The organism is Bradyrhizobium sp. AUGA SZCCT0176, from assembly GCF_018130145.1.
Lineage (GTDB): Bacteria > Pseudomonadota > Alphaproteobacteria > Rhizobiales > Xanthobacteraceae > Bradyrhizobium.
In genome coordinates this window covers 468733-490109 of sequence record NZ_JAFCMB010000003.1, presented here as the reverse complement: position 1 = coordinate 490109, position 21377 = coordinate 468733, and the positions used below count along the sequence as shown (strand labels likewise).

At 63.0% G+C, this 21377-nt stretch carries 28 protein-coding genes; 17 read left to right on the top strand and 11 right to left on the bottom strand.

Annotated elements, in window-relative coordinates; all coding sequences use genetic code 11:
* Positions 1–46 precede the first annotated feature (46 nt).
* The 3 genes from JQ600_RS10535 to JQ600_RS10525 form a co-directional block, all read right to left on the bottom strand.
* Positions 47–1552, bottom strand: coding sequence for a sigma-54 dependent transcriptional regulator (locus JQ600_RS10535; protein ID WP_212390221.1), 1506 nt, complete (start codon positions 1550–1552; stop codon positions 47–49).
* A gap of 101 nt (positions 1553–1653) precedes the next feature.
* The gene (locus JQ600_RS10530; protein WP_212390220.1) at positions 1654–2289 is read right to left on the bottom strand and encodes a TerC family protein; all 636 of its coding nucleotides are present in this window, start codon (positions 2287–2289) and stop codon (positions 1654–1656) included.
* A gap of 125 nt (positions 2290–2414) precedes the next feature.
* Entirely contained in the window at positions 2415–2756 is a 342-nt protein-coding gene (locus tag JQ600_RS10525) for a hypothetical protein (RefSeq protein WP_212390219.1), read from the bottom strand.
* A 101-nt stretch (positions 2757–2857) separates the two neighbouring features.
* Here JQ600_RS10525 and JQ600_RS10520 point away from each other — a divergent pair, with 101 nt between their 5' ends.
* From JQ600_RS10520 to JQ600_RS10455, 14 genes are all read left to right on the top strand, one after another.
* Positions 2858–3190, top strand: coding sequence for a helix-turn-helix domain-containing protein (locus JQ600_RS10520; protein ID WP_212265615.1), 333 nt, complete (start codon positions 2858–2860; stop codon positions 3188–3190).
* Positions 3187–3630: a hypothetical protein gene (locus JQ600_RS10515; RefSeq protein WP_212265616.1), complete on the top strand. Its 444-nt coding sequence runs from the start codon at positions 3187–3189 to the stop codon at positions 3628–3630. Before JQ600_RS10520 ends, JQ600_RS10515 begins: the two co-directional genes overlap by 4 nt.
* Before the next feature lie 40 nt (positions 3631–3670).
* Positions 3671–5548: a M3 family oligoendopeptidase gene (locus JQ600_RS10510; RefSeq protein WP_212390218.1), complete on the top strand. Its 1878-nt coding sequence runs from the start codon at positions 3671–3673 to the stop codon at positions 5546–5548.
* 74 nt (positions 5549–5622) lie between these two features.
* Positions 5623–6210, top strand: coding sequence for an intradiol ring-cleavage dioxygenase (locus tag JQ600_RS10505; protein WP_212390217.1), 588 nt, complete (start codon positions 5623–5625; stop codon positions 6208–6210).
* A gap of 113 nt (positions 6211–6323) precedes the next feature.
* Positions 6324–6584, top strand: a complete 261-nt coding sequence (locus JQ600_RS10500; RefSeq protein ID WP_192736949.1) for an AbrB/MazE/SpoVT family DNA-binding domain-containing protein — start codon at positions 6324–6326, stop codon at positions 6582–6584.
* On the top strand, positions 6581–6967 hold the full coding sequence (locus tag JQ600_RS10495; protein WP_212390216.1) for a type II toxin-antitoxin system death-on-curing family toxin: 387 nt from the start codon (positions 6581–6583) through the stop codon (positions 6965–6967). Before JQ600_RS10500 ends, JQ600_RS10495 begins: the two co-directional genes overlap by 4 nt.
* A gap of 80 nt (positions 6968–7047) precedes the next feature.
* Positions 7048–7200: an aa3-type cytochrome c oxidase subunit IV gene (locus JQ600_RS10490; RefSeq protein ID WP_212032862.1), complete on the top strand. Its 153-nt coding sequence runs from the start codon at positions 7048–7050 to the stop codon at positions 7198–7200.
* A 136-nt stretch (positions 7201–7336) separates the two neighbouring features.
* Positions 7337–8461: a Re/Si-specific NAD(P)(+) transhydrogenase subunit alpha gene (locus tag JQ600_RS10485; protein ID WP_212390215.1), complete on the top strand. Its 1125-nt coding sequence runs from the start codon at positions 7337–7339 to the stop codon at positions 8459–8461.
* 20 nt (positions 8462–8481) lie between these two features.
* Entirely contained in the window at positions 8482–8799 is a 318-nt protein-coding gene (locus JQ600_RS10480) for a proton-translocating transhydrogenase family protein (RefSeq protein WP_009398926.1), read from the top strand.
* Positions 8800–8842: 43 nt separating this feature from the next.
* On the top strand, positions 8843–10240 hold the full coding sequence (locus tag JQ600_RS10475; protein ID WP_212390214.1) for an NAD(P)(+) transhydrogenase (Re/Si-specific) subunit beta: 1398 nt from the start codon (positions 8843–8845) through the stop codon (positions 10238–10240).
* An 18-nt stretch (positions 10241–10258) separates the two neighbouring features.
* Positions 10259–11065 carry an alpha/beta hydrolase gene (locus tag JQ600_RS10470; RefSeq protein WP_212390213.1) on the top strand — a complete coding sequence of 269 codons (807 nt, stop codon included), beginning with the start codon at positions 10259–10261 and terminating at the stop codon, positions 11063–11065.
* 57 nt (positions 11066–11122) lie between these two features.
* Positions 11123–12220: a calcium:proton antiporter gene (locus JQ600_RS10465; protein WP_212265623.1), complete on the top strand. Its 1098-nt coding sequence runs from the start codon at positions 11123–11125 to the stop codon at positions 12218–12220.
* A 31-nt stretch (positions 12221–12251) separates the two neighbouring features.
* Positions 12252–12536 carry a cupin domain-containing protein gene (locus JQ600_RS10460; RefSeq protein WP_192736790.1) on the top strand — a complete coding sequence of 95 codons (285 nt, stop codon included), beginning with the start codon at positions 12252–12254 and terminating at the stop codon, positions 12534–12536.
* A gap of 229 nt (positions 12537–12765) precedes the next feature.
* Positions 12766–13725, top strand: a complete 960-nt coding sequence (locus tag JQ600_RS10455; RefSeq protein ID WP_312011060.1) for a hypothetical protein — start codon at positions 12766–12768, stop codon at positions 13723–13725.
* Between the two features lie 214 nt (positions 13726–13939).
* Here the strand turns inward: JQ600_RS10455 and JQ600_RS10450 are convergent, their stop codons facing one another.
* On the bottom strand, positions 13940–14572 hold the full coding sequence (locus tag JQ600_RS10450; protein ID WP_212390245.1) for a tetratricopeptide repeat protein: 633 nt from the start codon (positions 14570–14572) through the stop codon (positions 13940–13942).
* A gap of 194 nt (positions 14573–14766) precedes the next feature.
* Complete coding sequence (gene rpsU, locus JQ600_RS10445) at positions 14767–15075, bottom strand: 30S ribosomal protein S21 (RefSeq protein WP_192736788.1); 309 nt, start codon at positions 15073–15075, stop codon at positions 14767–14769.
* A gap of 264 nt (positions 15076–15339) precedes the next feature.
* Here rpsU and aqpZ point away from each other — a divergent pair, with 264 nt between their 5' ends.
* On the top strand, positions 15340–16062 hold the full coding sequence (aqpZ, locus tag JQ600_RS10440; protein WP_212265624.1) for an aquaporin Z: 723 nt from the start codon (positions 15340–15342) through the stop codon (positions 16060–16062).
* A 43-nt stretch (positions 16063–16105) separates the two neighbouring features.
* Here aqpZ and JQ600_RS10435 read toward each other — a convergent pair whose 3' ends face one another.
* Positions 16106–17206, bottom strand: coding sequence for a 5-(carboxyamino)imidazole ribonucleotide synthase (locus JQ600_RS10435; protein WP_212390212.1), 1101 nt, complete (start codon positions 17204–17206; stop codon positions 16106–16108).
* Positions 17203–17691 carry a 5-(carboxyamino)imidazole ribonucleotide mutase gene (gene purE / locus JQ600_RS10430; RefSeq protein ID WP_212390211.1) on the bottom strand — a complete coding sequence of 163 codons (489 nt, stop codon included), beginning with the start codon at positions 17689–17691 and terminating at the stop codon, positions 17203–17205. The genes JQ600_RS10435 and purE overlap by 4 nt, the downstream gene beginning before the upstream one ends.
* 151 nt (positions 17692–17842) lie before the next feature.
* On the opposite strand from purE, the gene JQ600_RS10425 reads away from it, so the two are divergent.
* Positions 17843–18529 carry a GGDEF domain-containing protein gene (locus tag JQ600_RS10425; protein ID WP_212390210.1) on the top strand — a complete coding sequence of 229 codons (687 nt, stop codon included), beginning with the start codon at positions 17843–17845 and terminating at the stop codon, positions 18527–18529.
* A 135-nt stretch (positions 18530–18664) separates the two neighbouring features.
* Here JQ600_RS10425 and JQ600_RS10420 read toward each other — a convergent pair whose 3' ends face one another.
* The 3 genes from JQ600_RS10420 to JQ600_RS10410 form a co-directional block, all read right to left on the bottom strand.
* The gene (locus JQ600_RS10420; RefSeq protein WP_212032854.1) at positions 18665–18916 is read right to left on the bottom strand and encodes a hypothetical protein; all 252 of its coding nucleotides are present in this window, start codon (positions 18914–18916) and stop codon (positions 18665–18667) included.
* A gap of 23 nt (positions 18917–18939) precedes the next feature.
* Positions 18940–19152: a hypothetical protein gene (locus tag JQ600_RS10415; protein ID WP_211999430.1), complete on the bottom strand. Its 213-nt coding sequence runs from the start codon at positions 19150–19152 to the stop codon at positions 18940–18942.
* 334 nt (positions 19153–19486) lie between these two features.
* Complete coding sequence (locus tag JQ600_RS10410) at positions 19487–19693, bottom strand: YdcH family protein (RefSeq protein ID WP_079538570.1); 207 nt, start codon at positions 19691–19693, stop codon at positions 19487–19489.
* A gap of 239 nt (positions 19694–19932) precedes the next feature.
* On the opposite strand from JQ600_RS10410, the gene JQ600_RS10405 reads away from it, so the two are divergent.
* Complete coding sequence (locus JQ600_RS10405; protein WP_192736781.1) at positions 19933–20118, top strand: YdcH family protein; 186 nt, start codon at positions 19933–19935, stop codon at positions 20116–20118.
* A gap of 101 nt (positions 20119–20219) precedes the next feature.
* Here the strand turns inward: JQ600_RS10405 and JQ600_RS10400 are convergent, their stop codons facing one another.
* Positions 20220–21323 (bottom strand): NAD(P)/FAD-dependent oxidoreductase, encoded by a 1104-nt coding sequence (locus JQ600_RS10400; RefSeq protein WP_212390209.1) that lies wholly within the window; start codon positions 21321–21323, stop codon positions 20220–20222.
* Positions 21324–21377: the final 54 nt, after the last annotated feature.

Genomic DNA, 21377 nt, shown 5'->3' with positions numbered 1-21377 from the left:
TTGCCACGGGAGCGCCACAATCGTCCGTGGCCCTCACAATTGCTGCTCAGTTGGTATCTTGCGCGCCCTCAGCCGGATCGTTGGCGGCGGCCTCATCGAGTTTGCGATAGAGCGTGGAGCGGCCGATCTTCAACCGGCGCGCCACTTCCGACATTTGCCCGCGATAGTGCGAAATCGCGAAACGGATGATCTCGTTTTCCATTTCCTCGAGCGGCCGCACCTCGCCCGCGGAGGTCAGCATCGCGAGACTGCCGGTGTTGCTCAGCGGCGCAATCGGTATCTCATTACCCGACACCATCGCAGGAGCCGTCGACGGACCGACGATCAGCGGTTCGCCGTGCAGAGCCTGGGTGTCCGTGTCCGGGACGATATGGTGGGCGGCGGCATGCGGGAAGTCCGACAGGCCAAGCTGGTCGCTCTCGCTCAGCACCACGGCGCGATACACGGTGTTTTCGAGCTGGCGGATATTGCCGGGCCAATCGAGCTGCGCCAGATGCGTCATGGCTTCACCGCTGATGCCGGTGATGGTGCGGTTCTCTTCGGCGCTGAACCGCGCCAGGAAGTACCGCAACAGATGCGGGATGTCTTCCCGTCGCATGCGAAGCGGAGGAATGGTCAGCGGCAGCACGTGCAGGCGATAGAACAGATCCTCGCGGAATGCGCCGTTCTTCACGAGGTCGAGCAGTTTGCGGTTGGTCGCCGAAATGATGCGGACGTCGACCTTCACCGGCTTGCGGCCGCCGACGGCCTCGACCGTGCCTTCCTGCAATGCGCGAAGCAGCTTTACCTGGGCTGCAAGCGGCAGCTCGCCGACCTCGTCGAGGAACAGCGTGCCGCCGGACGCTTCGACGAACTTGCCCATGTGGCGTTCGGTGGCGCCGGTGAAAGCGCCCTTCTCGTGACCGAACAGGATCGATTCCACCAGATTGTCGGGGATCGCGCCGCAGTTGACGGCCACGAACGGCTTGGCCTTGCGCTCGCTGCTGCCGTGGATGGCGCGGGCAAACAATTCCTTGCCGACGCCGGACTCGCCTTCGATCAGCACCGGAATGCCCGATGAGGCGGCCTTCTGCGCCGTGCGCAGCACGCCTGCCATGGTTTCGCTGCGGGTGATGATATCGGCAAAGGTCAGCCGGCCTTCGCGGCTGTGACGGATGCGCTGCAATTCGCCCTTCAAGGCCTGCGTGTTGAGCGCGTTGCGCAGCGACACCTGCAGCCGTTCGAAGCCGGCCGGCTTGACGACGAAATCCTGCGCGCCGGCGCGCATCGCCGAAACCACGTTGTCGATGCCGCCATGGGCGGTCTGCACGATGACGGGAACGGTCAATCCGGCATCACGAATTTTTGCGAGCACGCCGAGTCCGTCGAGACCGGGCATCACGAGATCGAGAACGACGGCATCGATCGCTTGCGCGTCGGGGGCGGTCAGCAAGGCCACGGCGGCGTCGCCGCTGTCGACGACGAGGGACTCATAACCGCATTTCTGCACCATGTTTTCTACCAGGCGGCGCTGCACCGCGTCGTCATCAGCAATCAGAATGGTAGCAGCCATGGTTTACCCCGCACGTTACGCTAACTGTATCGAATCGGGGCACTCTCGCCTATGGCGATTAACGCACACTTAATTGTTGGAGGGCGGCTGTGTGAGAGCGGCTAAGCGTTGAGGTGTGGCCACACCTCCAGAACGCCGCGATAACACATGTCGAAAGCCACATAGAGGATGATCACGAGGCCGACATAGGCGATCCAGCGATGCTTTTCCAGGAGCCGCGCGATGAAGTTGGCGGCGAGCCCCATCAGCGCAATGGAAAGTGCCAGACCGAATATAAGGATCATCGGATGCTCGCGCGCAGCACCTGCGACGGCGAGCACATTGTCGAGCGACATCGACACGTCGGCGAGCGTGATCTGCCAGACGGCCTGGCCAAGCGTCTTCTGGCGGCCCGCACCGGCTGGTGTATCGATCGCTGCGGACGACAAACTCTGAAACTTCGGTTGATGCGACATATGCAGCTCGCGCCACATCTTCCAGCATACCCAAAGCAGAAGAACGCCGCCCGCGAGCAGCAGTCCAATGATTTGCAGCAACTGAACCGTGACGGAAGCGAAGCCGATGCGCAGGACCGTGGCGGCCAATATGCCGATCAAAATCGCCTTCTTGCGCTGACCCTCGGGTAGCCCGGCGGCTGCGAGCCCGATGACGATCGCATTGTCGCCGGCGAGCACCAGGTCGATCATGATGACCTGGAAAAGCGCTGTCAGGTGTTGCGAGGTAATTAAGTCCAGCATGCGGGGCCACTCCGTTCAGGAGTCCAATCCGACATCGCAGTTCGCTTGAACTGCCAGAGGGGCCCGGGCTTGGACGTGCACAGTCAAAAAAGACGAAAGGTCGATCCGCGGAAAAACTGTTCCCGCTACTCAGGTTGGTCCGAAAGGGCGAAGAGCCTGATCATCTGGTCCGGCTCGATCAGAACGGACAGCACGACGCCGATGAAAGTCAGGCTGCCGGCGAGGTCGAACCACATGGTGCGGAACCGGTCGCGCCGGCACAGCAGCGCGAAGCCGGCCGTCGTCGCGCCGATCGCAAACAGCAGGGTGACAATCGCGGGCGTCAGCGCATCAACAGGCACGAGGTTGCGGATTCCGAGCGTCGCGATCAGTGCCACCAGCAGGATGCCGGCCATCAACTCCTTGCCACGGGTGGTGTTTTCCTGGCCCTTGGTCCGGACAATCTGACTGCGATCTGCGATAGCCATGGATTATTGTCCTCCCAAAGACTCGCGAACTGAGGGAAACCGCGAGATTGTGGTAGGGAACATTGGCTGTTCCGGAATTCAATCTAGGTAGTTTAGTAATCATGAAACGAGCAAAACATCAAGATGTTTTCGCTGGACAGCTGCCGGGCAAGGTCGCCACGGAAGCCCGGCAATTGCGGAAACAGGCTGGGGATTGGCTCAAGCTGCGCAGGGCCGATGCCGGATTGTCGCAGGCTGATCTCGCCGCGCGGCTCGGTCTCAAATATTATACGTTCATCTCACAGGTCGAGAACGGGTTCAGCCGCGTTCCAACTGAAATCATGGGCGCGTGGGCCAGCGAGCTGGGTCTTGAACAGGCGGCGTTCGCTAGGCATCTATTACTGTACTACGAGCCGGAATTGCACCGGCTGCTGTTCGGAGCGGAAAGCAAATGAGCGTGGTTGCGTTCGAGCGCACACAGGAAACCGGCATCTGGAGCGAACGGGAACTCAATACAATCTGCGCGGCATTGCAGGCTGCGCTCGCGCCGTCGACCGGCCGCGAATGGGAAACCGGCACCACCGAAAAAGGCGATGCCCAGTTCTATCTGTTGGGTCCGCTTCCGGATCAGGCCTGCGAACTGTGTGTGTCCCGGATCGGGGCGCGCTATATCCTGGAAGACGGATCGGGCCGGCTGCTGTTCGAGCATCGAAACCTCGATATCGTCGCGCTGCATGCGAGGGCGGCGGTCCCGTCCACGTCGTGGCTGATGGTCAAGGCGATCACGCTGTGGTGTGCGATTCGGAGCGCCTTTCACGAAAAACTCGAGCCGATGATCGCGGAGACCGAAGAGCTGCTGGTGCAGCTCGCGCCGCAGCTGGCAGCGTTCGCCTGATCGCCTCGTCAAAAATCATCACGCCAATTTGAAAGTGTTCATGAACGCGAAATCTGCGACATCCCGCGCCAGCAAGACGTCCCGCAAAACCGCAATCAGCAAGGGAACTGCCGTCCGCAAGGCCACCGCAGCCAAATCGAAGACCGGCAAACTGCCGGAATGGAATCTGGCCGACCTCTATTCCGGCATCGACGCCCCCGAAGTCGCGCGTGACTTGCAGGAGATGGATGCCGAATGCATCGCGTTCGAGACGGACTACAAAGGCAAACTGGCCGAAAACGTTGCAAAGGATAGTGGCGGGCAGTGGCTCGCCGCAGCGGTCAAGCGCTACGAGGCGATCGACGACCTCGCCGGCCGCCTTGGCTCCTATGCCGGCCTTGTCCACGCCGGCGACAGCGTCGATCCCGCGATCACTAAATTCTACGGCGACGTTTCGGAGCGGCTAACGGCCGCATCGGTGCATCTGCTGTTCTTCGGGCTTGAACTCAACCGCGTGGACGACGCCGTGATCGAGCGCGCGCTGCTGACGCCCGAACTCGCCTACTATCGCCCGTGGATCGAGGATCTGCGCAAGGACAAGCCGTACCAGCTCGAGGATCGCGTCGAGCAGTTGTTTCACGAAAAATCCCAGAGCGGCTATGCCGCCTGGAACCGGCTGTTCGACCAGACCATCTCCGGCCTGCGCTTCAAGGTCGGTGGCAAAGAACTGGCGATCGAGCCGACGCTCAGTTTCCTGCAGGACCGCGCGCCGGAAAAGCGCAAGGCCGCGGGGCAGGCGCTGGCGAAAACCTTCAAGGAGAATGAGCGGACCTTTGCGCTCGTCACCAACACGCTCGCCAAGGACAAGGAGATTTCCGATCGCTGGCGTGGCTTTGCGGATGTCGCGGATTCCCGGCATCTCAACAACCGCGTCGAGCGCGAGGTGGTCGATGCGCTGGTCGGATCGGTCAGGTCGGCCTATCCGCGGCTGTCGCATCGTTATTACGCGCTCAAGGCCGGCTGGTTCAAAAAGAAGAAGCTGGCGCATTGGGATCGCAACGCGCCGCTGCCGTTCGCGGCGACCGGCACGATCGCCTGGCCCGAGGCCCGCAACATGGTGCTGACGGCCTATCGCGGCTTCTCGGTCGAGATGGCCGATATCGCCGAGCGTTTCTTCACCGACCGCTGGATCGACGCGCCGGTGCGGCCGGGCAAGGCGCCCGGTGCGTTCTCGCATCCGACCACGCCGTCGGCGCATCCCTATGTGCTGATGAACTATCAGGGCAAGCCGCGCGACGTGATGACGCTGGCGCATGAGCTCGGCCACGGCGTGCACCAGGTGCTGGCGGCCAAAAATGGAGCGCTGATGGCGCCGACGCCGCTGACGCTCGCCGAAACCGCCAGCGTGTTCGGCGAAATGCTGACCTTCAAGCGGCTGTTGGGACAGACCAAGAATGCGAAACAGCGTCAGGCGCTGCTCGCCGGCAAGGTCGAGGACATGATCAACACCGTGGTGCGGCAGGTCGCGTTCTATTCGTTCGAGCGCGCCATCCACACCGAGCGCAAGAACGGCGAATTGACCGCCCAGCGCATCGGCGAGATCTGGCTCAGCGTGCAGGGCGAAAGCCTCGGGCCGGCCATCGACATCCGTCCGGGCTACGAGAATTTCTGGATGTACATCCCGCACTTCATCCATTCGCCGTTCTACGTTTACGCCTATGCGTTCGGCGATTGTTTGGTGAACTCGCTTTATGCGGTCTACGAGAACGCCTCCGACGGCTTTGCCGAGCGCTACCTTGCGATGCTCGCGGCCGGCGGCACCAAGCATTATTCCGAACTGCTGAAGCCGTTCGGGCTCGATGCCAAGGATCCCAAGTTCTGGGACGGCGGGCTGTCGGTCATCGCCGGCATGATCGACGAACTGGAAACGATGGGCTGACGCACACGCCGCGGCGACAAACTTCGGCCGTCGTCGCATCCCATCATGACGGCGACTTCAGGAGTGGAGCGCTCATGGTCGACACGCCGACACGACGCGCAGTGCTTGGAGCGGGCGCCCTCGTGGCCGGTTCGCTGTTCGGGATCGAAAGCGGTGTTGCCCAGGCGCCGCTTCCGCCCACGCCCGCCTGCCACGACGGCGAGGCGGCAACGCTGGCGCAGACCGAAGGGCCGTATTTCAAGCCGTCCTCGCCCGAGCGGGTCGAACTGTTTGAAGAGGGGATGGCGGGGCAGCCGATCGAACTGGTCGGGTTTGTCCTTTCCCGCGACTGCAAGCCGGTCTCTGGCGCTTTGCTGGATTTCTGGCAGGCCGACGGCAGGGGCCAGTATGACAATTCCGGCTTCCGGCTGCGCGGTCATCAGTTTACCGATGCGGAAGGGCGCTATCGATTGCGCAGCGTTGTGCCCGGCGTTTATCCCGGCCGCACCCGCCACATCCATGTGAAGGTGCAGCCGCGCGGCGGCCGCGTGCTGACCACCCAGCTCTATTTTCCCGGCGAATCGCAGAACCGCTCCGACGGCCTGTTCCGCAAGGCGTTGCTGGTGCGCACCGCCAAGAACGCCGGCTGGCTCGCCGGGCGGTTCGATTTCGTGGTCGGCTAGGCGCTTTAGCGCCGCGCAGGCATTTTCGGTAAAACATTTGTTGAACAGGCGGGCACGCCGTGTTATACGTTCCGTACAACGGAGCTGGTACTATGACCAAGACCCCTCGCGGCATGAACGAAGCCCCTCGTGAGTACAAGATCGAGGATACCGCGCTTCAAATTCGGAAGATTGGCAATTCGGTCGGCGTGATCCTACCGAAAGAGCTCCTTGCCCGACTGAATCTCAAGGAGGGCGACAAGTTCTATCCGGTCGAGCAACCGGATGGCAGCCTGCGTCTTTCGCCGTTCAACCCCAAGCATGCGCGGACGATGGAAATCGCCCGCCAGATCATGCACGAATACCGCGATACGTTTGCCGCGCTTGCAAAATGAGTGAGCCAATCTGGCTCGATGTCGACGAAGTCATCGACATGCATGCCGGGCAACTAGCGATATTTGGCGGACCAGAAGGCCTCCGGGATCACGGCCTTCTGGAGTCGGCGGTTATGCGGCCGGTCAATCAATGGGCTTATGGACAGACTGATATGGCCGCGCTCGCCGCAGCCTATGCGTTCGGTCTTGCCCGGAACCACGCCTTTGTGGACGGCAACAAGCGCACCGCATTCCACGCCATGATGGTGTTTTTGCGGGTCAACGACATCCCGTTCGCGCCCGATCCGGCGCACGCCGCGGCCATCATTCTGTCCCTCGCCGCGGGCGAGGTCAGCGAGGAAAGCCTGACCCGCTGGATCCGGGATAATTGGCCTTCCGAATGACCCGATAGGCTTTGTCCCGTTGCCCTGCTGGCGGCTTTGCGGTAATTGCACGCCAGATCGTGGATTGACTGGGGATACCGATGGCAGACCATAGCGAAGTGGCCTACACGACCGCTGACGGCAACGATTATCCGGCCCATGAGCAGACCTATGAAGGGTTCATCATGCTGGTCAAATACGGCACCGTGGCCGTTGTCGTGATCGTCGCCCTGATGGGCTACTTCCTGACCTGATGCGTCGCCGGCTGCACCGCCCGGACGGCGGTGACCAGAAAAATTTGCACGTCGCCCGGTCGTGAAACCGGTATCCAACTAAGCGGAAATAACGCTAGTTTGCTTGCGCGCGCGCCCTCGCGCCGCCGGAGGCCCCATGAAGATTGCCGTTGCCAAGGAAATCGATCCGTCCGAACCGCGGGTGGCTGCTTCTCCCGACACCGTGAAGAAGTTCAAGGCGATTGGTGCCGAAGTGGTGGTGGAGCCGGGAGCAGGCATCAAGTCGGGCCTGCCGGATTCCGAATATATCGCGGCCGGCGCCACCATCAGTGCGGACGCGCTGAAGGATGCCGACATCATCATCAAGGTGAAGCGGCCGGAGGCCTCTGAACTCGGCCAATACAAGCGCGGCGCCCTGGTCATCGCCATTATGGACCCCTACGGCAATGAGGCGGCGCTCAAGACCATCGCCGACTCCGGCGTGTCTGCCTTCGCGATGGAATTGATGCCGCGCATCACCCGCGCGCAGGTGATGGACGTGTTGTCCTCGCAGGCCAACCTCGCCGGCTACCGCGCGGTGATCGAGGCCGCTGAGGCGTTCGGCCGTGCTTTCCCCATGATGATGACCGCAGCGGGCACGGTTCCCGCGGCAAAAGTGTTCGTGATGGGCGTCGGCGTTGCCGGCCTGCAGGCGATCGCGACCGCGCGCCGGCTTGGCGCCGTCGTCACCGCGACCGACGTGCGGCCCGCCACCAAGGAGCAGGTCGAAAGTCTCGGCGCCAAATTCCTCGCTGTCGAGGATGAGGAGTTCAAGAACGCACAGACCGCCGGCGGCTATGCCAAGGAAATGTCGAAAGAGTATCAGGCCAAGCAAGCCGCCCTGACCGCCGAGCACATCAAGAAGCAGGACATTATCATCACGACCGCGCTGATCCCGGGCCGCCCGGCGCCGAAGCTTGTCAGCGCCGACATGGTCAAGTCGATGAAGCCCGGCTCGGTCCTGATCGATCTGGCGATTGAGCGCGGCGGCAATGTCGAGGGCGCCAGACCGGGCGAAGTCGTCGATGCCGATGGCGTCAAGATCGTCGGCTACACCAATGTCGCCGGCCGCGTCGCACAGTCCGCCTCCAGCCTGTATGCGCGCAATTTGTTCAACTTCATTGAAACGATGGTGGATAAGACCACCAAGGCGCTCGACGTGAAGTGGGACGATGAGCTGGTCAAGGCCACCGCGCTGACCAAAGACGGCGCCGTCATCCATCCGAACTTCCAGCCCAAATAGACAGCGTCAGGAGAGCCGCCATGGATCATATTGCACAGGCCGTCGATCCCTTCGTGTTCCGGCTGTCGATCTTCGTCCTTGCCGTTTTCGTCGGCTACTTCGTGGTCTGGTCGGTGACCCCCGCGCTGCATACGCCGCTGATGTCGGTGACGAACGCGATCTCGTCGGTGATCGTGGTCGGCGCGCTGCTCGCGGTCGGCGTTCCCATGATCTCGAGCGGCTCGGGCTGGGCGCGCGGCTTCGGCTTCATCGCGCTGATCTTCGCTTGCGTGAATATCTTCGGCGGCTTCCTTGTCACCCAGCGCATGCTGGCGATGTACAAGAAGAAGGTAAAGTGAGCGGCGTGCACCTCGGGGTGGCGAAGACAATAGGGGACCTGAGATGAACGCCAATCTGGCTGCAGTATTGTATCTCGTGGCGGGTGTGCTGTTCATCCTGTCGCTGCGCGGCTTGTCCAGTCCGGCATCGTCCCGCCAGGGCAATTTGTTCGGCATGGTCGGCATGGCGATCGCGGTCGCGACCACGCTCGCCAGTCATCCGCCGGCGGACGGCCTCGCCTGGGTGCTGGTGATCCTCGGCATTGCCATCGGCGGCGGCATCGGTGCCGTGATCGCGCGGCGGGTGCCGATGACCTCGATGCCGGAACTGGTCGCCGCCTTCCACTCGCTGGTCGGTATGGCCGCGGTGCTGGTGGCCGCCGGTGCGTTCTACGCGCCCGAAGCGTTCGACATCGGCAAGCCCGGGCAGATCCACGCCGCGAGCCTGATCGAAATGTCGCTCGGCGTCGCGATCGGTGCGCTGACCTTCACCGGCTCCGTGATCGCGTTCCTGAAGCTGTCCGGCCGCATGAGCGGCGCGCCGATCATCCTGCCGGCGCGCCACATCATCAACATCGCGCTGGCTCTGGCGCTGGTGTTCTTCATCTTCGGCCTAGTGCGGTCCGGCAGCGCGCTCGACTTCTGGCTGATCACGATCATCGCGCTGGTACTCGGCGTGCTCATGATCATTCCGATCGGCGGCGCCGACATGCCGGTCGTGATCTCGATGCTGAACTCCTATTCCGGCTGGGCCGCGGCCGGCATCGGCTTCACGCTCGGCAATTCCGCGCTGATCATCACCGGCGCGCTGGTCGGCTCGTCGGGCGCGATCCTGTCCTACATCATGTGCCACGCGATGAACCGTTCCTTCATCTCGGTCATTCTCGGCGGCTTCGGCGGCGAGACCGCGGCGGCCGGCGGTGGCGGTGGCGAGCAGAAGCCCGCCAAACTCGGCTCGGCGGATGACGCGGCCTTCATCATGAAGAACGCGCAGAAGGTGATCATCGTGCCCGGCTACGGCATGGCGGTGGCGCAGGCCCAGCATGCGCTGCGCGAAATGGGCGATCTGCTGAAGAAAGAGGGTGTCGAGGTGAAGTACGCCATCCACCCGGTCGCGGGCCGCATGCCCGGCCACATGAACGTGCTGCTGGCCGAAGCCAACGTGCCCTATGACGAGGTGTTCGAACTCGAGGACATCAACTCCGAGTTCGCCCAGGCCGACATCGCCTTCGTGATCGGCGCCAACGACGTTACCAATCCGGCGGCCGAGGACGACAAGACCTCGCCGATCTACGGCATGCCGGTGCTGCAGGTCTGGAAGGCCGGAACCGTGATGTTCATCAAGCGCTCGCTGGCGTCGGGCTATGCCGGCATCGACAATCCCCTGTTCTATCGCGACAACACCATGATGCTGCTCGGCGACGCCAAGAAGGTGACCGAGAACATCGTCAAGGGGATGTAACTCCACACTCGGGAAGTCATGACCGTCCTGAAATGGCTGCTGATTGTCGTTTCGGTCGGTTATGCCTGCGGGCTTGCCGCGCTGTTCTTCTTGCAGCGCTCGTTCCTGTTTCCGATTCCCACCACCGAGCGCACTTCCCCGCAGGCGGCCGGTTTTCCGGAAGCCGAAGAGCATGTGCTGGCCACGGCGGACGGTGAGAAGATCATTGTCTGGCACGTTCCGGCCAGGCCCGGTCGTCCCGTCATTCTTTATTTCCACGGCAACGGCGATTTCCTCGCCGGCTTCTTCGGCCGCTTTCGTGAGCTGATTGCCGACGGTACCGGTATCGTCGCGATGTCCTATCGCGGCTATGCCGGCTCGAGCGGACACCCGAGCGAGCGCGGCTTGCTGCAGGATGCGGCCGCGGCCTATGCCTTCACCACGGCGCGATACAGCGCGGACCAGATCGTGGCCTGGGGTTTTTCGCTCGGCACCGGCGTCGCGGTGGCGCTGGCGGCGGAGCAGCCGATTGGCAAGATCATTCTGGAGGCGCCGTATACATCGCTTGCCGACGTTGGCGCTGCCGCATTTCCGATCTTCCCCGTTCGCTGGGCGATGAAAGATCCATTCCATTCCGACCGGCGCATCGACGGGGTGAAGGCCCCGATGCTGATCCTGCACGGCGCGCGAGATGCCACCATCTCGATCCGATTTGGCGAGCGCCTGTTCGCGCTCGCGCATGAGCCCAAGACGTTCGTCAGGTTCCCTGACGGTGGCCACAACGATCTCGATGCTTACGGCGCGACGGCAGCAGCGCGGAAATTCATCAACGCCGCAAAAGGCTGACGGCGGCGATCGTTTACTGCATAGTCGGACCGTAATCATTTCGAGGATTCTGACCGCATGAGCGCGCACGGCCCGATGCCGAAATCGTCGTGGATTTTCCCCGCATTGGCGGTAGCGCTGTTCGTGGTCGCCACCGCGCTCGGGCTGACCTTCACACCGACGGCCGGCGGTTTGCTGTTCGCGGCGCTGCTGCTGGCGATCCTGTTCGGCACGGTGTTTGCCGCCGTGCATCACGCCGAGGTGATCGCGGAACGGATCGGCGAGCCCTACGGCACGCTGTTATTGACGCTGGCAGTCACCATCATCGAGGTCGCGCTGATCGCGACCATCATGCTCGGCGACAAACCGGTGCCGGCGCTGGCGCGGGACACGGTGTTCGCGGTTGTCATGATCGTGTGCAACGGCCTGGTCGGCCTTTGTATCTTCATCGGCGGGCTGCGCTATCGCGAGCAGGATTTTCAGGTCTCCGGCGCCAATCTGTATCTCAGCGTGCTGTTCGTGATGGCGACCATCACGCTGATCATGCCCAATTACACGCTGACGGCGCCGGGACCGATCTATTCGGCGGCCCAGCTCGGCTTTGTCAGCGTCGTCACGCTCATTCTCTATTGTGTGTTTCTCTATACCCAGACCATCCGGCATCGCGACTATTTTATCAACGATGCCACGGGCGACGCGGGCGACGGGGCGCTGCTGTCGAACCGGATGCTGGCGTTGAGCATTGCGCTGCTGCTGCTCGCGCTGCTGGCGGTGGTGCTGTTGGCCAAGAAATTCTCAGTTGTGGTCGATTTAACCATCGCCCGTGTCGGCGCGCCGCCGGCTTTCGCGGGCGTGCTGGTGGCGTTGTTGATCCTGCTGCCGGAAAGCGTCGCCGCCATTTCTGCCGCCCGCAAGAACGACCTGCAGAAGAGCATCAATCTGGCGCTCGGCTCGTCGCTTGCGACCATCGGGCTGACGATCCCCGCCGTCGCCGTCGCCGCTTACGCGCTCGACAAGCAATTGGTGCTCGGCCTCAACACGCAGGAGATGGTGCTCTTGGTGCTGACCTTCGTCCTCAGCATGCTCACCTTCGGCACCGGACGCACCAACATCCTGTTCGGGCTGGTCCACATGGTGGTGTTCGCCGTATTCCTGTTCATGGTATTCGTGCCGTAGTTCCCTTGTCGTTCCCTGGAGTTCATCCAAAATGCTCAGCGCCACGTCAGACGTTCAGGTCGACACCCCGGAAGTTCGCGTCACCGAGTGGCGGCTGGCGCCGGGCAGCGCTACCGGCCACCACACCCATGGGATGGATTATGTGATCGTGCCGGTGACATCGGGCGAAATGACCATCGTGGCGCCGAACGGCGAACGCTCGAAGGCGCAGCTCGCCGTCGGTAAATCCTATTTCCGAAAGGCGGGCGTCGAGCACGACGTGCTCAACGAAACGGCAACCGAGATCGTGTTCCTGGAGGTCGAACTGAAGCCCTGACCGTCCGGTATCGGCAGCGCCGCAACCGACCCATTTCGGCCGCAGGTGCTGACAAGCCGTTAATTGTGCGGCTCCCGGAACGTGCCGCAACAAGGGCCCCGCGGGGTCGCCTTAGGGCGGTAAAAACGGAACTCATGAGGATCTGCACAATTGCCACCGATCCGTCGCAGTTGATCCCTCAATATGCCCAGAAGTTCCAGCATCAAACTTGCCGCGGGGAGTGGCCGGCATGCTGAAGAAGTATATTTCGAAATTCACGATCGACATCCTGCCTTCGGTGGCAGCGACCGTCATCGGGGCTTACATCGTCAATCATTACATCGTCACCAGGCCGGGCACGGATGCCCCTGTCGCCGCCGCCGTATCGGCTGCCGACCCCAAAGCTCCAGCCAAGGCCGCGGAAACCGGCAACCCACCGACGGCGGGCGTCAGGGCCAAGGGCATTTCCGAAAAAGCCCTCCTCGAGAAGACCGCGGCCGAACGGCCGGCGGTGGTCGAGAAGGTTGAAGCCAAAGCGGATGTGAAGGCGGACGTGAAGCCTGAAGTAAAGGCTGACGCGAAGTCCGCCGATGCGCCGGCCGAGACCGCGCGCGTTCCGGCCGAGCCACGCGCCACCCGCGCCGCGCCGCGCGAACGCGAAAAGGAAAAGATCAGGGTCGTGCTGCCGTCACCGGTGCAGCCCGTGGCGCCGGCCGTCGCGGCCGCGCCGCCGGCGCCTGTTGCCGCGCCGCCGGTCGAAACCGCTGTTGTGCCGGATGATCGCCGCGACGCCAACGACCTCGCGCGCGCTGCAATCGAGCGTCTGCGGGTCAACAATGATGGTTCGCCGCGTGCACCCGAAGTGGTGCGCACGCCCGAAGCTCAGCGAGTAGAGACCCCGCGGATCGAGACGCCACGAAGCGAGACGCCGCGGGTCGCAACCGCGCCGGCGCTTCGCCCGCTGCCGCCGCCGATCTCGGTCTCGACGCCTTCGGGAGGGGAGAGCTTCGATCAGGGCAGGCCGCCTTACGCAGCCAATGCGTCTGTCGATCCGCGCCGTCCGACGCCGCCGGCCGAAATTCCGGTCTCGCGTCCGCTCGATTTGCGGGCCGATGTGCCGGAGCCGTCGGTGCGCGAGCGTACCACGGCCGTAGCCGAGGACGTGCTGTCGGCGGCGAAGTCGGTGTTTCACGCCGTCCTGCCGAAATAATCCATAGATCGTGTCTTCTCGTGCCCCGGACGCAGGCATCGCCGCGACCGGGGCCTCTACTTTGCATGGGGTTGTTTTCGCGATTTTGCGTCGAGAGCCGCGTTCCGATTGAATCGGATCGGGGTTCTGGATTCCTGATTTGACGCGTTTTCTCGACGCGAACCGGTATCCACCCCCGGATCAAGTCCGAGGGCATGCTTCGCGGGAAAACGCGCTACCCGCCGGTGCGGGCCAGGCCGCTGCGTGCGGCTTCGTCCTTGGGGCGGATTGCAATGGCGCGGCCATAGGAAGCGGCCGCCTTGGCCTTGTCGCCGAGCCGTTCATAGGCCTGCCCGCGGGCTGACCACGCCGGTGCGCTGTTGGGATCGGCCTGCACCGCCTCGTCGAGGTCGGCGGCCGCTTCCTTGGCCTTGTCGATCGCAAGATAGCTTGTTGCGCGGCCGAGCAACGGTTCGACCTTTTGCGGCGTCAGGCCGTTGGCGGCGGTGAAATCCTCGATCGCCTGCTGGTACTGTTTCTCGCCTTGATAGATCAGCCCGCGGCCGTAGAGCGCCTGGACGTTGTACGGATCGAGAGCGAGGGCGCGATCGAATTCCGCCAACGCCTCTTCGTTCTTGCCGGACTTGGCGAGCACCTGGCCGCGGGTGGCATAGCCTTGCGAGTCGCTGACGCTGCGCGCGCTGATATTGTCGGTCGGTTTCTGCGCCACGGGCTGCGGCTTTGGGCTGTCCGCGCCCCACGATCCCAGATCGAACGAGCAGCCGCCAAGCGGCATCGTCAGCAGCGCGACAAGTACGACCGTACGGCGCACGCCACGAGAAAACGAACAGGAGGCCGGAATGGCCATATGGCGGAATGCTCGCGCGTTCATGGCGCATAGGTAGCCCGGCACGCCGCAAAATGCATCGGTCAAAATAGCCGCAACCGGCGGACCGAACCCGTCAGGCCCTCGGACCGACAAACAAAAAACCCAAAGAAAAAACCCAAAGAAAAAAGCGCAGGCCGGGGCCCGCGCTTTCCAATTCAAATCTGCTCGGCCGTTCAGCGCGGTCCGCGCGGACCTGCACCCGGGCCGCCACGCCCGCCACCGGGACCACCACGGTCGCCACCGGGGCCAGCACCGAACACCGGCTTCGGCTTCATCGGCAGCAGGCCTTCGCGCTGCAGCTTCTTGCGAGCCAGCTTGCGTGCGCGGCGCACGGCTTCGGCCTTTTCACGGGCCTTCTTCTCGGAGGGCTTTTCATAATGGCCGCGGAGTTTCATCTCGCGGAAAATACCCTCGCGCTGCATCTTCTTCTTCAGCGCCTTGAGGGCTTGATCGACATTGTTATCGCGGACGAGAACCTGCACGCGGCATCCTCTTTCAATTGATCGGATAGGAATTCTGGTAAAGCTAACGAGCTGGCGAAAGGCCTAGCCCTTAACCTGAACGCGGGCATTTACCAGACAAAACCTGGGATGTCCACCTGTGAAGCGAACAGCCGGACCAAGTTAAGCCATGAAATGCGGCAAATCTGACGCTGTTCGGCCCTGATTTGGGAGGTTATGTGCCCAGACCGAGGCTGTTCCCGGAGTTTTTGAGCAACCCGGCAGCAACAATCTGGGGAGACAACCATGGATACGAAGAAATATGCCGCCGAGGCCATCGGCACGTTCTGGCTGACATTTGCGGGATGCGGCAGCGCCGTCATCGCCGCCGCCTTTCCGCAGGTGGGTATCGGACTGGTCGGGGTGTCCTTTGCGTTCGGACTGAGCGTCGTCACCATGGCCTATGCGATCGGTCATGTATCCGGCTGCCATCTCAATCCGGCCGTCACGGTGGGGCTTGCCGCAGGCGGGCGCTTTCCAACCGGGCAAATCGCGCCCTACATCATCGCGCAGGTGATCGGCGCCGTTGCGGCGGCGGCGCTGCTTTATGTGATCGCGAGCGGCGCTGCCGGTTTCGACGTCACCAAGGGTTTTGCGTCGAACGGCTATGACGCGCATTCGCCTGGCAAGTACAGCATGGTTGTCTGCTTCATCACCGAGGTGGTGATGACGATGATGTTCCTGTTCATCATCATGGGCGCGACCCATGGCAAGGCGCCGGCGGGCTTTGCACCGCTGGCGATCGGATTGGCGCTTGTCATGATCCACCTCGTCAGCATTCCCGTCACCAACACCTCGGTGAATCCGGCGCGCAGCACCGGGCCTGCGCTGTTCGTCGGCGGATGGGCGCTGGCGCAGCTCTGGCTGTTCTGGGTGGCGCCGCTGATCGGCGGCGTGCTGGGCGGGGTGATCTATCGCTGGCTCAGCGAGGAGCCCTCCGGCGTCGTCGAGGGCCGCAAGTCGGCCTAGCGCGAGGCCGCCTAGCGCAAGCCTGCGTGATGCGGGCTTGCTGCTATTTCTTGCGCGGCGACACTTCGGTGACGTGACCCATCTTGCGGCCCGGCTTCGGCGCGCCCTTGCCGTAAAGGTGCACGGTGGCGCCGGGAACCGTCAGCCACTGCTCGTAGCCGAGGATGTCGTCGCCAATCAGGTTCGTCATGGTGACCTCGCCATGACGAACCGGTTTGCCGAGCGGCCAGCCGGCGATGGCGCGGATGTGCTGCTCGAACTGCGAGATCGAGGCGCCGTCCAGCGTCCAGTGTCCGGAATTATGCACCCGCGGCGCGATCTCGTTGACCAGCACTTTCGGCCCGCCATTTTCCGCTACCACGAACATTTCGACCGCGAGCACGCCGACATAGTGCAGCGCGGTTGCGATCTGCTCGGCGATGCCGCGTGCCTGCGCCGCCAGCGCATCCGATATCTGCGCCGGCGCGCGCGAGATTTTCAGGATGTGGTCGCGGTGCTCGTTTTCGGTGACGTCGAAACTCTCGACCTGGCCGTCGACCGAGCGCGCAGCGATCACCGAGATCTCGCGTTCGAACGGAATGAAGGCCTCGAGGATCGCCGATTTGGTGCCGAGGTCCTCCCAGACCCGGGTGAGATCGTCGCCATCGCGGATGATCGCCTGGCCCTTGCCGTCATAGCCGAAGCGGCGGGTCTTGATCACGGCGGGCAGGCCGATCTTCTTGATCGCCGCCCGCAGGGTTTCCACCGACGACACGTCGGCATAGTCGGCGGTGCCGATACCGAGGCGCTTCACAAAATCCTTTTCGATCAGCCGGTCCTGCGTGGTCTCGAGGATCTTCTGGGCCGGCAGCACCGGACGGCGCGCCGCCAGCACCATGGCGGTGGCGGCCGGCACATTCTCGAATTCATAGGTGATGACGTTGACGTCGTTGGCGAACAGTTCGAGCGCCTCGACATCGGCATATTCCGCGCAGGTGGCGTTCAGCACCACGTCGAAGGCCGGCGAATCCGGATCCGGTGAAAACACCTGGCAGCGGAGGCCGAGGCGCGCCGCGGCCATCGCCAGCATCCGGCCCAATTGCCCGCCGCCGAGAATTCCGATGGTGTCGCCGGGCTTCAGCTTCACATTGTTGGAAGCCGTCACGCCAAGCCCTCCGGCCGCTCTTTGACCGCATCGGTCTGCTGCTTGCGCCAGGCGGCCAGGCGCGTCGCCAGCGCCGGATCGTGCAGCGCCAATACGCTGGCGGCGAGCAGGGCGGCGTTGATCGCGCCGGCCTTGCCAATCGCAAGGGTGCCGACGGGGACGCCCGCAGGCATCTGCACGATCGAATAGAGCGAATCGACGCCGGACAGCGCCTTGGATTCGACGGGAACGCCGAACACCGGGAGTTCGGTCAGCGCCGCCGCCATGCCCGGCAGATGCGCCGCACCCCCGGCACCGGCGATAATGATCTTGAAGCCGGCCGCCTTGGCGCCCTTGGCGAAAGCAAACAGCCGGTCGGGGGTGCGATGGGCCGAGACGATGCGTTTTTCGCAGTCGACCCCGAGCGCCGCCAGCGTGTCGGCGGCGTGGCGCATGGTCTCCCAGTCCGACTGGCTTCCCATAATGATGGCGATCGGTGCGGTCATCTCGTCAATTCTATTGGGGAATCCAGAAACATAGGCCGATTATAGGGGCGGCCCGGGCGTCATCCAAGGCATGGCAAGGGATTAGGAATGGACTATCCTGTCTTGGTGAATCCGGGCAAGCCTTGATACGCATGCCTGCACAGGGAAGGTCATGAAGAAGAAAACCAGGGCGGCGGCTGCGGGAACCGCAAAACGCCCGAAAACGGCCCCGGCAGGACCGAAAGCCGCGCCGCGCGGGATCCGCAAGTCCGCAAGCCCGCCCCCGGCTCCGTCCGTTGACCCCAAATCGACGATCCGCCGGCTCAAGACACAATTGGCGCGGGCTCGGGCACGTATCGAGGAGCTGCAGGCCTCGGCCGATACCGATTTTCTGCTGGATATTCCGAACCGGCGCGGTTTTGAGCGCGAATTGCACCGCGCGATCGCCTTCATCAAGCGTTACCACGCGAGCGGTGCCCTGATCGTGCTCGACGTCGATCGCCTGAAGCCGATCAACGACGCTTTCGGTCATGCCGCCGGCGACGAGGTGCTCAAGGCCATCGTGAAGACGCTGCTGGCCCACGTGCGCGCATCTGACGTGATCGGCCGGCTCGGCGGCGACGAGTTCGCGCTGCTGTTGTGGAATCTCAGCGAAACCGATGCCAGGGCCAAGGCGGCGTTGCTGGAGGGGGCGATCGATCGCCTCACCTTTGTGTTTGGTGGCAGCACCGTTACTGCGGGCGCCTCCGCCGGCGTCGCGATCCTCGGTCCTCACGCGGAATTGGGCCGCACGCTGGAAGAGGCCGATAGCGCTATGTACATCCGCAAGGCGCTGCGGCGGCATGAGGCCGATTTGTAGGGTGGGCAAAGCCAACGGGTCGCGCGAATGCGCGCCCGATGACAGACTCCGCGTGCCCACCATCTTGTTTCGCGAATTAATTTGGTGGGCTCGGCGCAGTGCGCCTTTGCCCACCCCACGATCGCTCGCAAACGGTCAAAGCCCGCTCAAATCTTCCGGCACGTTGCCGAACTTCCGCAGCAATTGCGCGTCGCCGAATTCGCCGATCATGGGATCGCCGCTGCGGCTGAACGCGACTGCGCCGATGCTGCCGGGGGCTCGCGACAGGATCTCGGCGCGGCGCAGCGCGGTGGTCGGACTCTGGCACTCCTCGGCAGCGCCAGCGACCGGCGAGCCGTCATCGTCCTGCAGGAATGGCAATGCAACGTAATAGGTGACATCGGCCATCATCGTCGCTCCGGTTTCGCTGCTCAGGCAGCGGTGCTGCTGGTGCGCAAGGATTGGGTCGGCACGCAGCCGGCGGATATCGCCGCCTGCAATTCCTCCAGCTCGGCTTCCAGATATTCGTTGGCCATGATCAGCGCCTTGATGGTCGAGCGCAGATTGCCGTCGCACATCGCGATCGCCTGATCGCAGGCTTGCTCGTAGCGGCTGTTGTCGGACAGGGACGGTGGTGCGGACATGGCGGAACTCCCTTTGCTGGCGGCAGGGAAGTATGTTCCTCTTTTGTTCTTTTGGAGTCAAGCCAAGAACGTGCGCGAAAATTCGTTTTCCCGCGCTCAACCGGCTGCCGGCGACGCGATCGAGATGCTGAAAATTCGTCGCAACCGCGGCGCCTTGTGGATGTCGGGGAAAAGGGGATCGGCGCAGGCAGGCGGTCTTTTGGCTATAGCCCCACCGTTCCGAAAAAAACTCGCACCGGCCGGGCGAACCGATCGGCGGCAGCCAGGTTGCGGCTGCTCATCGGGGTGCGGCTTGTCCACTGCGGCATCCGGCGCCGGCGCGATCAGCCTGCGATCAGGCAATGATATCAGGCGTGATCTGGTCTTCGATGAAGGCGATGCGGTCGCGCAATTGCAGTTTGCGCTTCTTCAGCCGCTGCAGCCGCAGCAGATCCGGCGCCGGCGACTGATGCAGCGCGTCGATCGCCGCATCGAGATCGCGATGCTCCTGCTGCAGCCGGGCAAGCTCGTTTTCGAGCTCGCGCTCATCTTCGTTGGTCATGGCGTACGCTTACTGCAAAAGCACGATGAGGTTGTAGACGGCTTGCGAAGCCGCCAGCGAAATATCGTCCCTGCGGGCCCGGTCCGCAAGCTGACCCGGTTCCATAGTCACGATTGGTTACAGATAAATCCGAAAAAATGAGAGGCCCGATTCTGGATAGCCATCGACAGATTCGGCGGCTGGTGTACACTCCTTCGTCCGGATCGAATCTGAGGTTTCACCCACCGAGGAGATTTCGTATGGCTCTACAGGCGCATCTTGTTGAACTTGAACGTAAACACAAGATCCTCGAAAACGAATTGCACGAAGCGCTCGTGCACCTTTCCACAGACGACCTGCACATTGTCGAGTTGAAGCGTCGCAAGTTGATGGTCAAGGACGAGATCGAGCGGTTGAAACAAACCGCCAGCGATACGGTCCACTAAACCGGTCTCCAGCAGAATAGCGAAACGTAATTCACCGTCGGATGGGCGCTGATGCGCTCATCCGTATAGGTTGTATTGCGAAATTATCTTGTATTTATCGCTTACTGCTCTGCCAGTTCACCAACATGATCAGCGATCGCCAGGGACGACGTCAGTCCCGGCGATTCGATGCCGAACAGGTTGATCAGTCCAGTGACGCCGTGCGCGCGCGGTCCCTGGATCAGGAAATCCTGCGTGGCAACCGCAGGTGGCACGATCTTCGGCCGGATTCCGGAATAGCTCGGCATCAGCGCCCCGTCCGGCAGCGCCGGCCAATAGCGCCGGATCGCGGGATAGAACCTGTCGGCACGGGCCGGGTCGACGGCGTAGTCGATGCTCTCGACCCACTCCACGTCCGGACCGAAGCGCGCCTGTCCGGCCATGTCGAGGGTGAGGTGCACGCCAAGCCCGCCGGGCTCCGGCACCGGATATATCAGCCGTGAAAACGGCGCCCGCGCGCTGCAGCTGAAATAATTGCCCTTGGCGAGATACGCCGGCGGTATCAGCTCGATCGGCATGCCCTCGATGCTGCGCGCGACTGAAGGCGCGCCCAATCCCGCTGCGTTGATCAACAGATTGCATTCCAGAACCATCGGCGCATCGCCGCCCGTCTCGATTTCAATCCTGCCCGCGTTTGCCCGGGCGCGCAGCAGCGGCGTGTAAAACGCGTAGGCGGCACCAGCTTCCTCGGCATCGCCCATCAGCGCCCGCATGTAGGCGTGGCTGTCGATGATGCCGGTCGACGGCGAAAGCAGGGCCGCGTCGCAATTAAGCGCCGGCTCGAGTGCGCGCGCCGCTTCGCCGGTCAGAAGCTGCATGTCGTCGACGCCATTGGCTTCGGCATGGGCGCGGATCGATTGCAGCTTTTCGGTTTCCGCAGGTGTCGTCGCGACGATCAGCTTGCCGCAATTGCGATGCGGGATGCCGTGGTCGCGGCAATATTCGTAGAGCGCCCGTTTTCCACTGACGCACATCTGCGCCATCAGGCTGCCGGCGCGGTAATAGATACCGGCGTGGATCACTTCGCTGTTGCGCGATGAGGTGATGGTGCCGATGCCCTCGGCCGCCTCCAGCACGATGACTTCGCGGCCGTACTGGGCGAGACGCCGCGCGATCGCGAGCCCGATCACCCCCGCTCCGATGACGACGCAATCAACCTTGTCCATGTACGCTTCAGGCCCGGAAATCTGGCGCGGGATCACGCCCGCGACGCTTGTTTT

What these genes read in the sequence shown, in the direction of transcription:
- JQ600_RS10535 (WP_212390221.1), bottom strand. Translation starts at nt 1,552, where the DNA reads ATGGCTGCTACCATTCTGATTGCTGATGACGACGCGGTGCAGCGCCGC.
- JQ600_RS10530 (WP_212390220.1), bottom strand. Translation starts at nt 2,289, where the DNA reads ATGCTGGACTTAATTACCTCGCAACACCTGACAGCGCTTTTCCAGGTC.
- JQ600_RS10525 (WP_212390219.1), bottom strand. Translation starts at nt 2,756, where the DNA reads ATGGCTATCGCAGATCGCAGTCAGATTGTCCGGACCAAGGGCCAGGAA.
- JQ600_RS10520 (WP_212265615.1), top strand. Translation starts at nt 2,858, where the DNA reads ATGAAACGAGCAAAACATCAAGATGTTTTCGCTGGACAGCTGCCGGGC.
- JQ600_RS10515 (WP_212265616.1), top strand. Translation starts at nt 3,187, where the DNA reads ATGAGCGTGGTTGCGTTCGAGCGCACACAGGAAACCGGCATCTGGAGC.
- JQ600_RS10510 (WP_212390218.1), top strand. Translation starts at nt 3,671, where the DNA reads ATGAACGCGAAATCTGCGACATCCCGCGCCAGCAAGACGTCCCGCAAA.
- JQ600_RS10505 (WP_212390217.1), top strand. Translation starts at nt 5,623, where the DNA reads ATGGTCGACACGCCGACACGACGCGCAGTGCTTGGAGCGGGCGCCCTC.
- JQ600_RS10500 (WP_192736949.1), top strand. Translation starts at nt 6,324, where the DNA reads ATGAACGAAGCCCCTCGTGAGTACAAGATCGAGGATACCGCGCTTCAA.
- JQ600_RS10495 (WP_212390216.1), top strand. Translation starts at nt 6,581, where the DNA reads ATGAGTGAGCCAATCTGGCTCGATGTCGACGAAGTCATCGACATGCAT.
- JQ600_RS10490 (WP_212032862.1), top strand. Translation starts at nt 7,048, where the DNA reads ATGGCAGACCATAGCGAAGTGGCCTACACGACCGCTGACGGCAACGAT.
- JQ600_RS10485 (WP_212390215.1), top strand. Translation starts at nt 7,337, where the DNA reads ATGAAGATTGCCGTTGCCAAGGAAATCGATCCGTCCGAACCGCGGGTG.
- JQ600_RS10480 (WP_009398926.1), top strand. Translation starts at nt 8,482, where the DNA reads ATGGATCATATTGCACAGGCCGTCGATCCCTTCGTGTTCCGGCTGTCG.
- JQ600_RS10475 (WP_212390214.1), top strand. Translation starts at nt 8,843, where the DNA reads ATGAACGCCAATCTGGCTGCAGTATTGTATCTCGTGGCGGGTGTGCTG.
- JQ600_RS10470 (WP_212390213.1), top strand. Translation starts at nt 10,259, where the DNA reads ATGACCGTCCTGAAATGGCTGCTGATTGTCGTTTCGGTCGGTTATGCC.
- JQ600_RS10465 (WP_212265623.1), top strand. Translation starts at nt 11,123, where the DNA reads ATGAGCGCGCACGGCCCGATGCCGAAATCGTCGTGGATTTTCCCCGCA.
- JQ600_RS10460 (WP_192736790.1), top strand. Translation starts at nt 12,252, where the DNA reads ATGCTCAGCGCCACGTCAGACGTTCAGGTCGACACCCCGGAAGTTCGC.
- JQ600_RS10455 (WP_312011060.1), top strand. Translation starts at nt 12,766, where the DNA reads ATGCTGAAGAAGTATATTTCGAAATTCACGATCGACATCCTGCCTTCG.
- JQ600_RS10450 (WP_212390245.1), bottom strand. Translation starts at nt 14,572, where the DNA reads ATGGCCATTCCGGCCTCCTGTTCGTTTTCTCGTGGCGTGCGCCGTACG.
- aqpZ (WP_212265624.1), top strand. Translation starts at nt 15,340, where the DNA reads ATGGATACGAAGAAATATGCCGCCGAGGCCATCGGCACGTTCTGGCTG.
- purE (WP_212390211.1), bottom strand. Translation starts at nt 17,691, where the DNA reads ATGACCGCACCGATCGCCATCATTATGGGAAGCCAGTCGGACTGGGAG.
- JQ600_RS10425 (WP_212390210.1), top strand. Translation starts at nt 17,843, where the DNA reads ATGAAGAAGAAAACCAGGGCGGCGGCTGCGGGAACCGCAAAACGCCCG.
- JQ600_RS10420 (WP_212032854.1), bottom strand. Translation starts at nt 18,916, where the DNA reads ATGGCCGATGTCACCTATTACGTTGCATTGCCATTCCTGCAGGACGAT.
- JQ600_RS10415 (WP_211999430.1), bottom strand. Translation starts at nt 19,152, where the DNA reads ATGTCCGCACCACCGTCCCTGTCCGACAACAGCCGCTACGAGCAAGCC.
- JQ600_RS10410 (WP_079538570.1), bottom strand. Translation starts at nt 19,693, where the DNA reads ATGACCAACGAAGATGAGCGCGAGCTCGAAAACGAGCTTGCCCGGCTG.
- JQ600_RS10405 (WP_192736781.1), top strand. Translation starts at nt 19,933, where the DNA reads ATGGCTCTACAGGCGCATCTTGTTGAACTTGAACGTAAACACAAGATC.
- JQ600_RS10400 (WP_212390209.1), bottom strand. Translation starts at nt 21,323, where the DNA reads ATGGACAAGGTTGATTGCGTCGTCATCGGAGCGGGGGTGATCGGGCTC.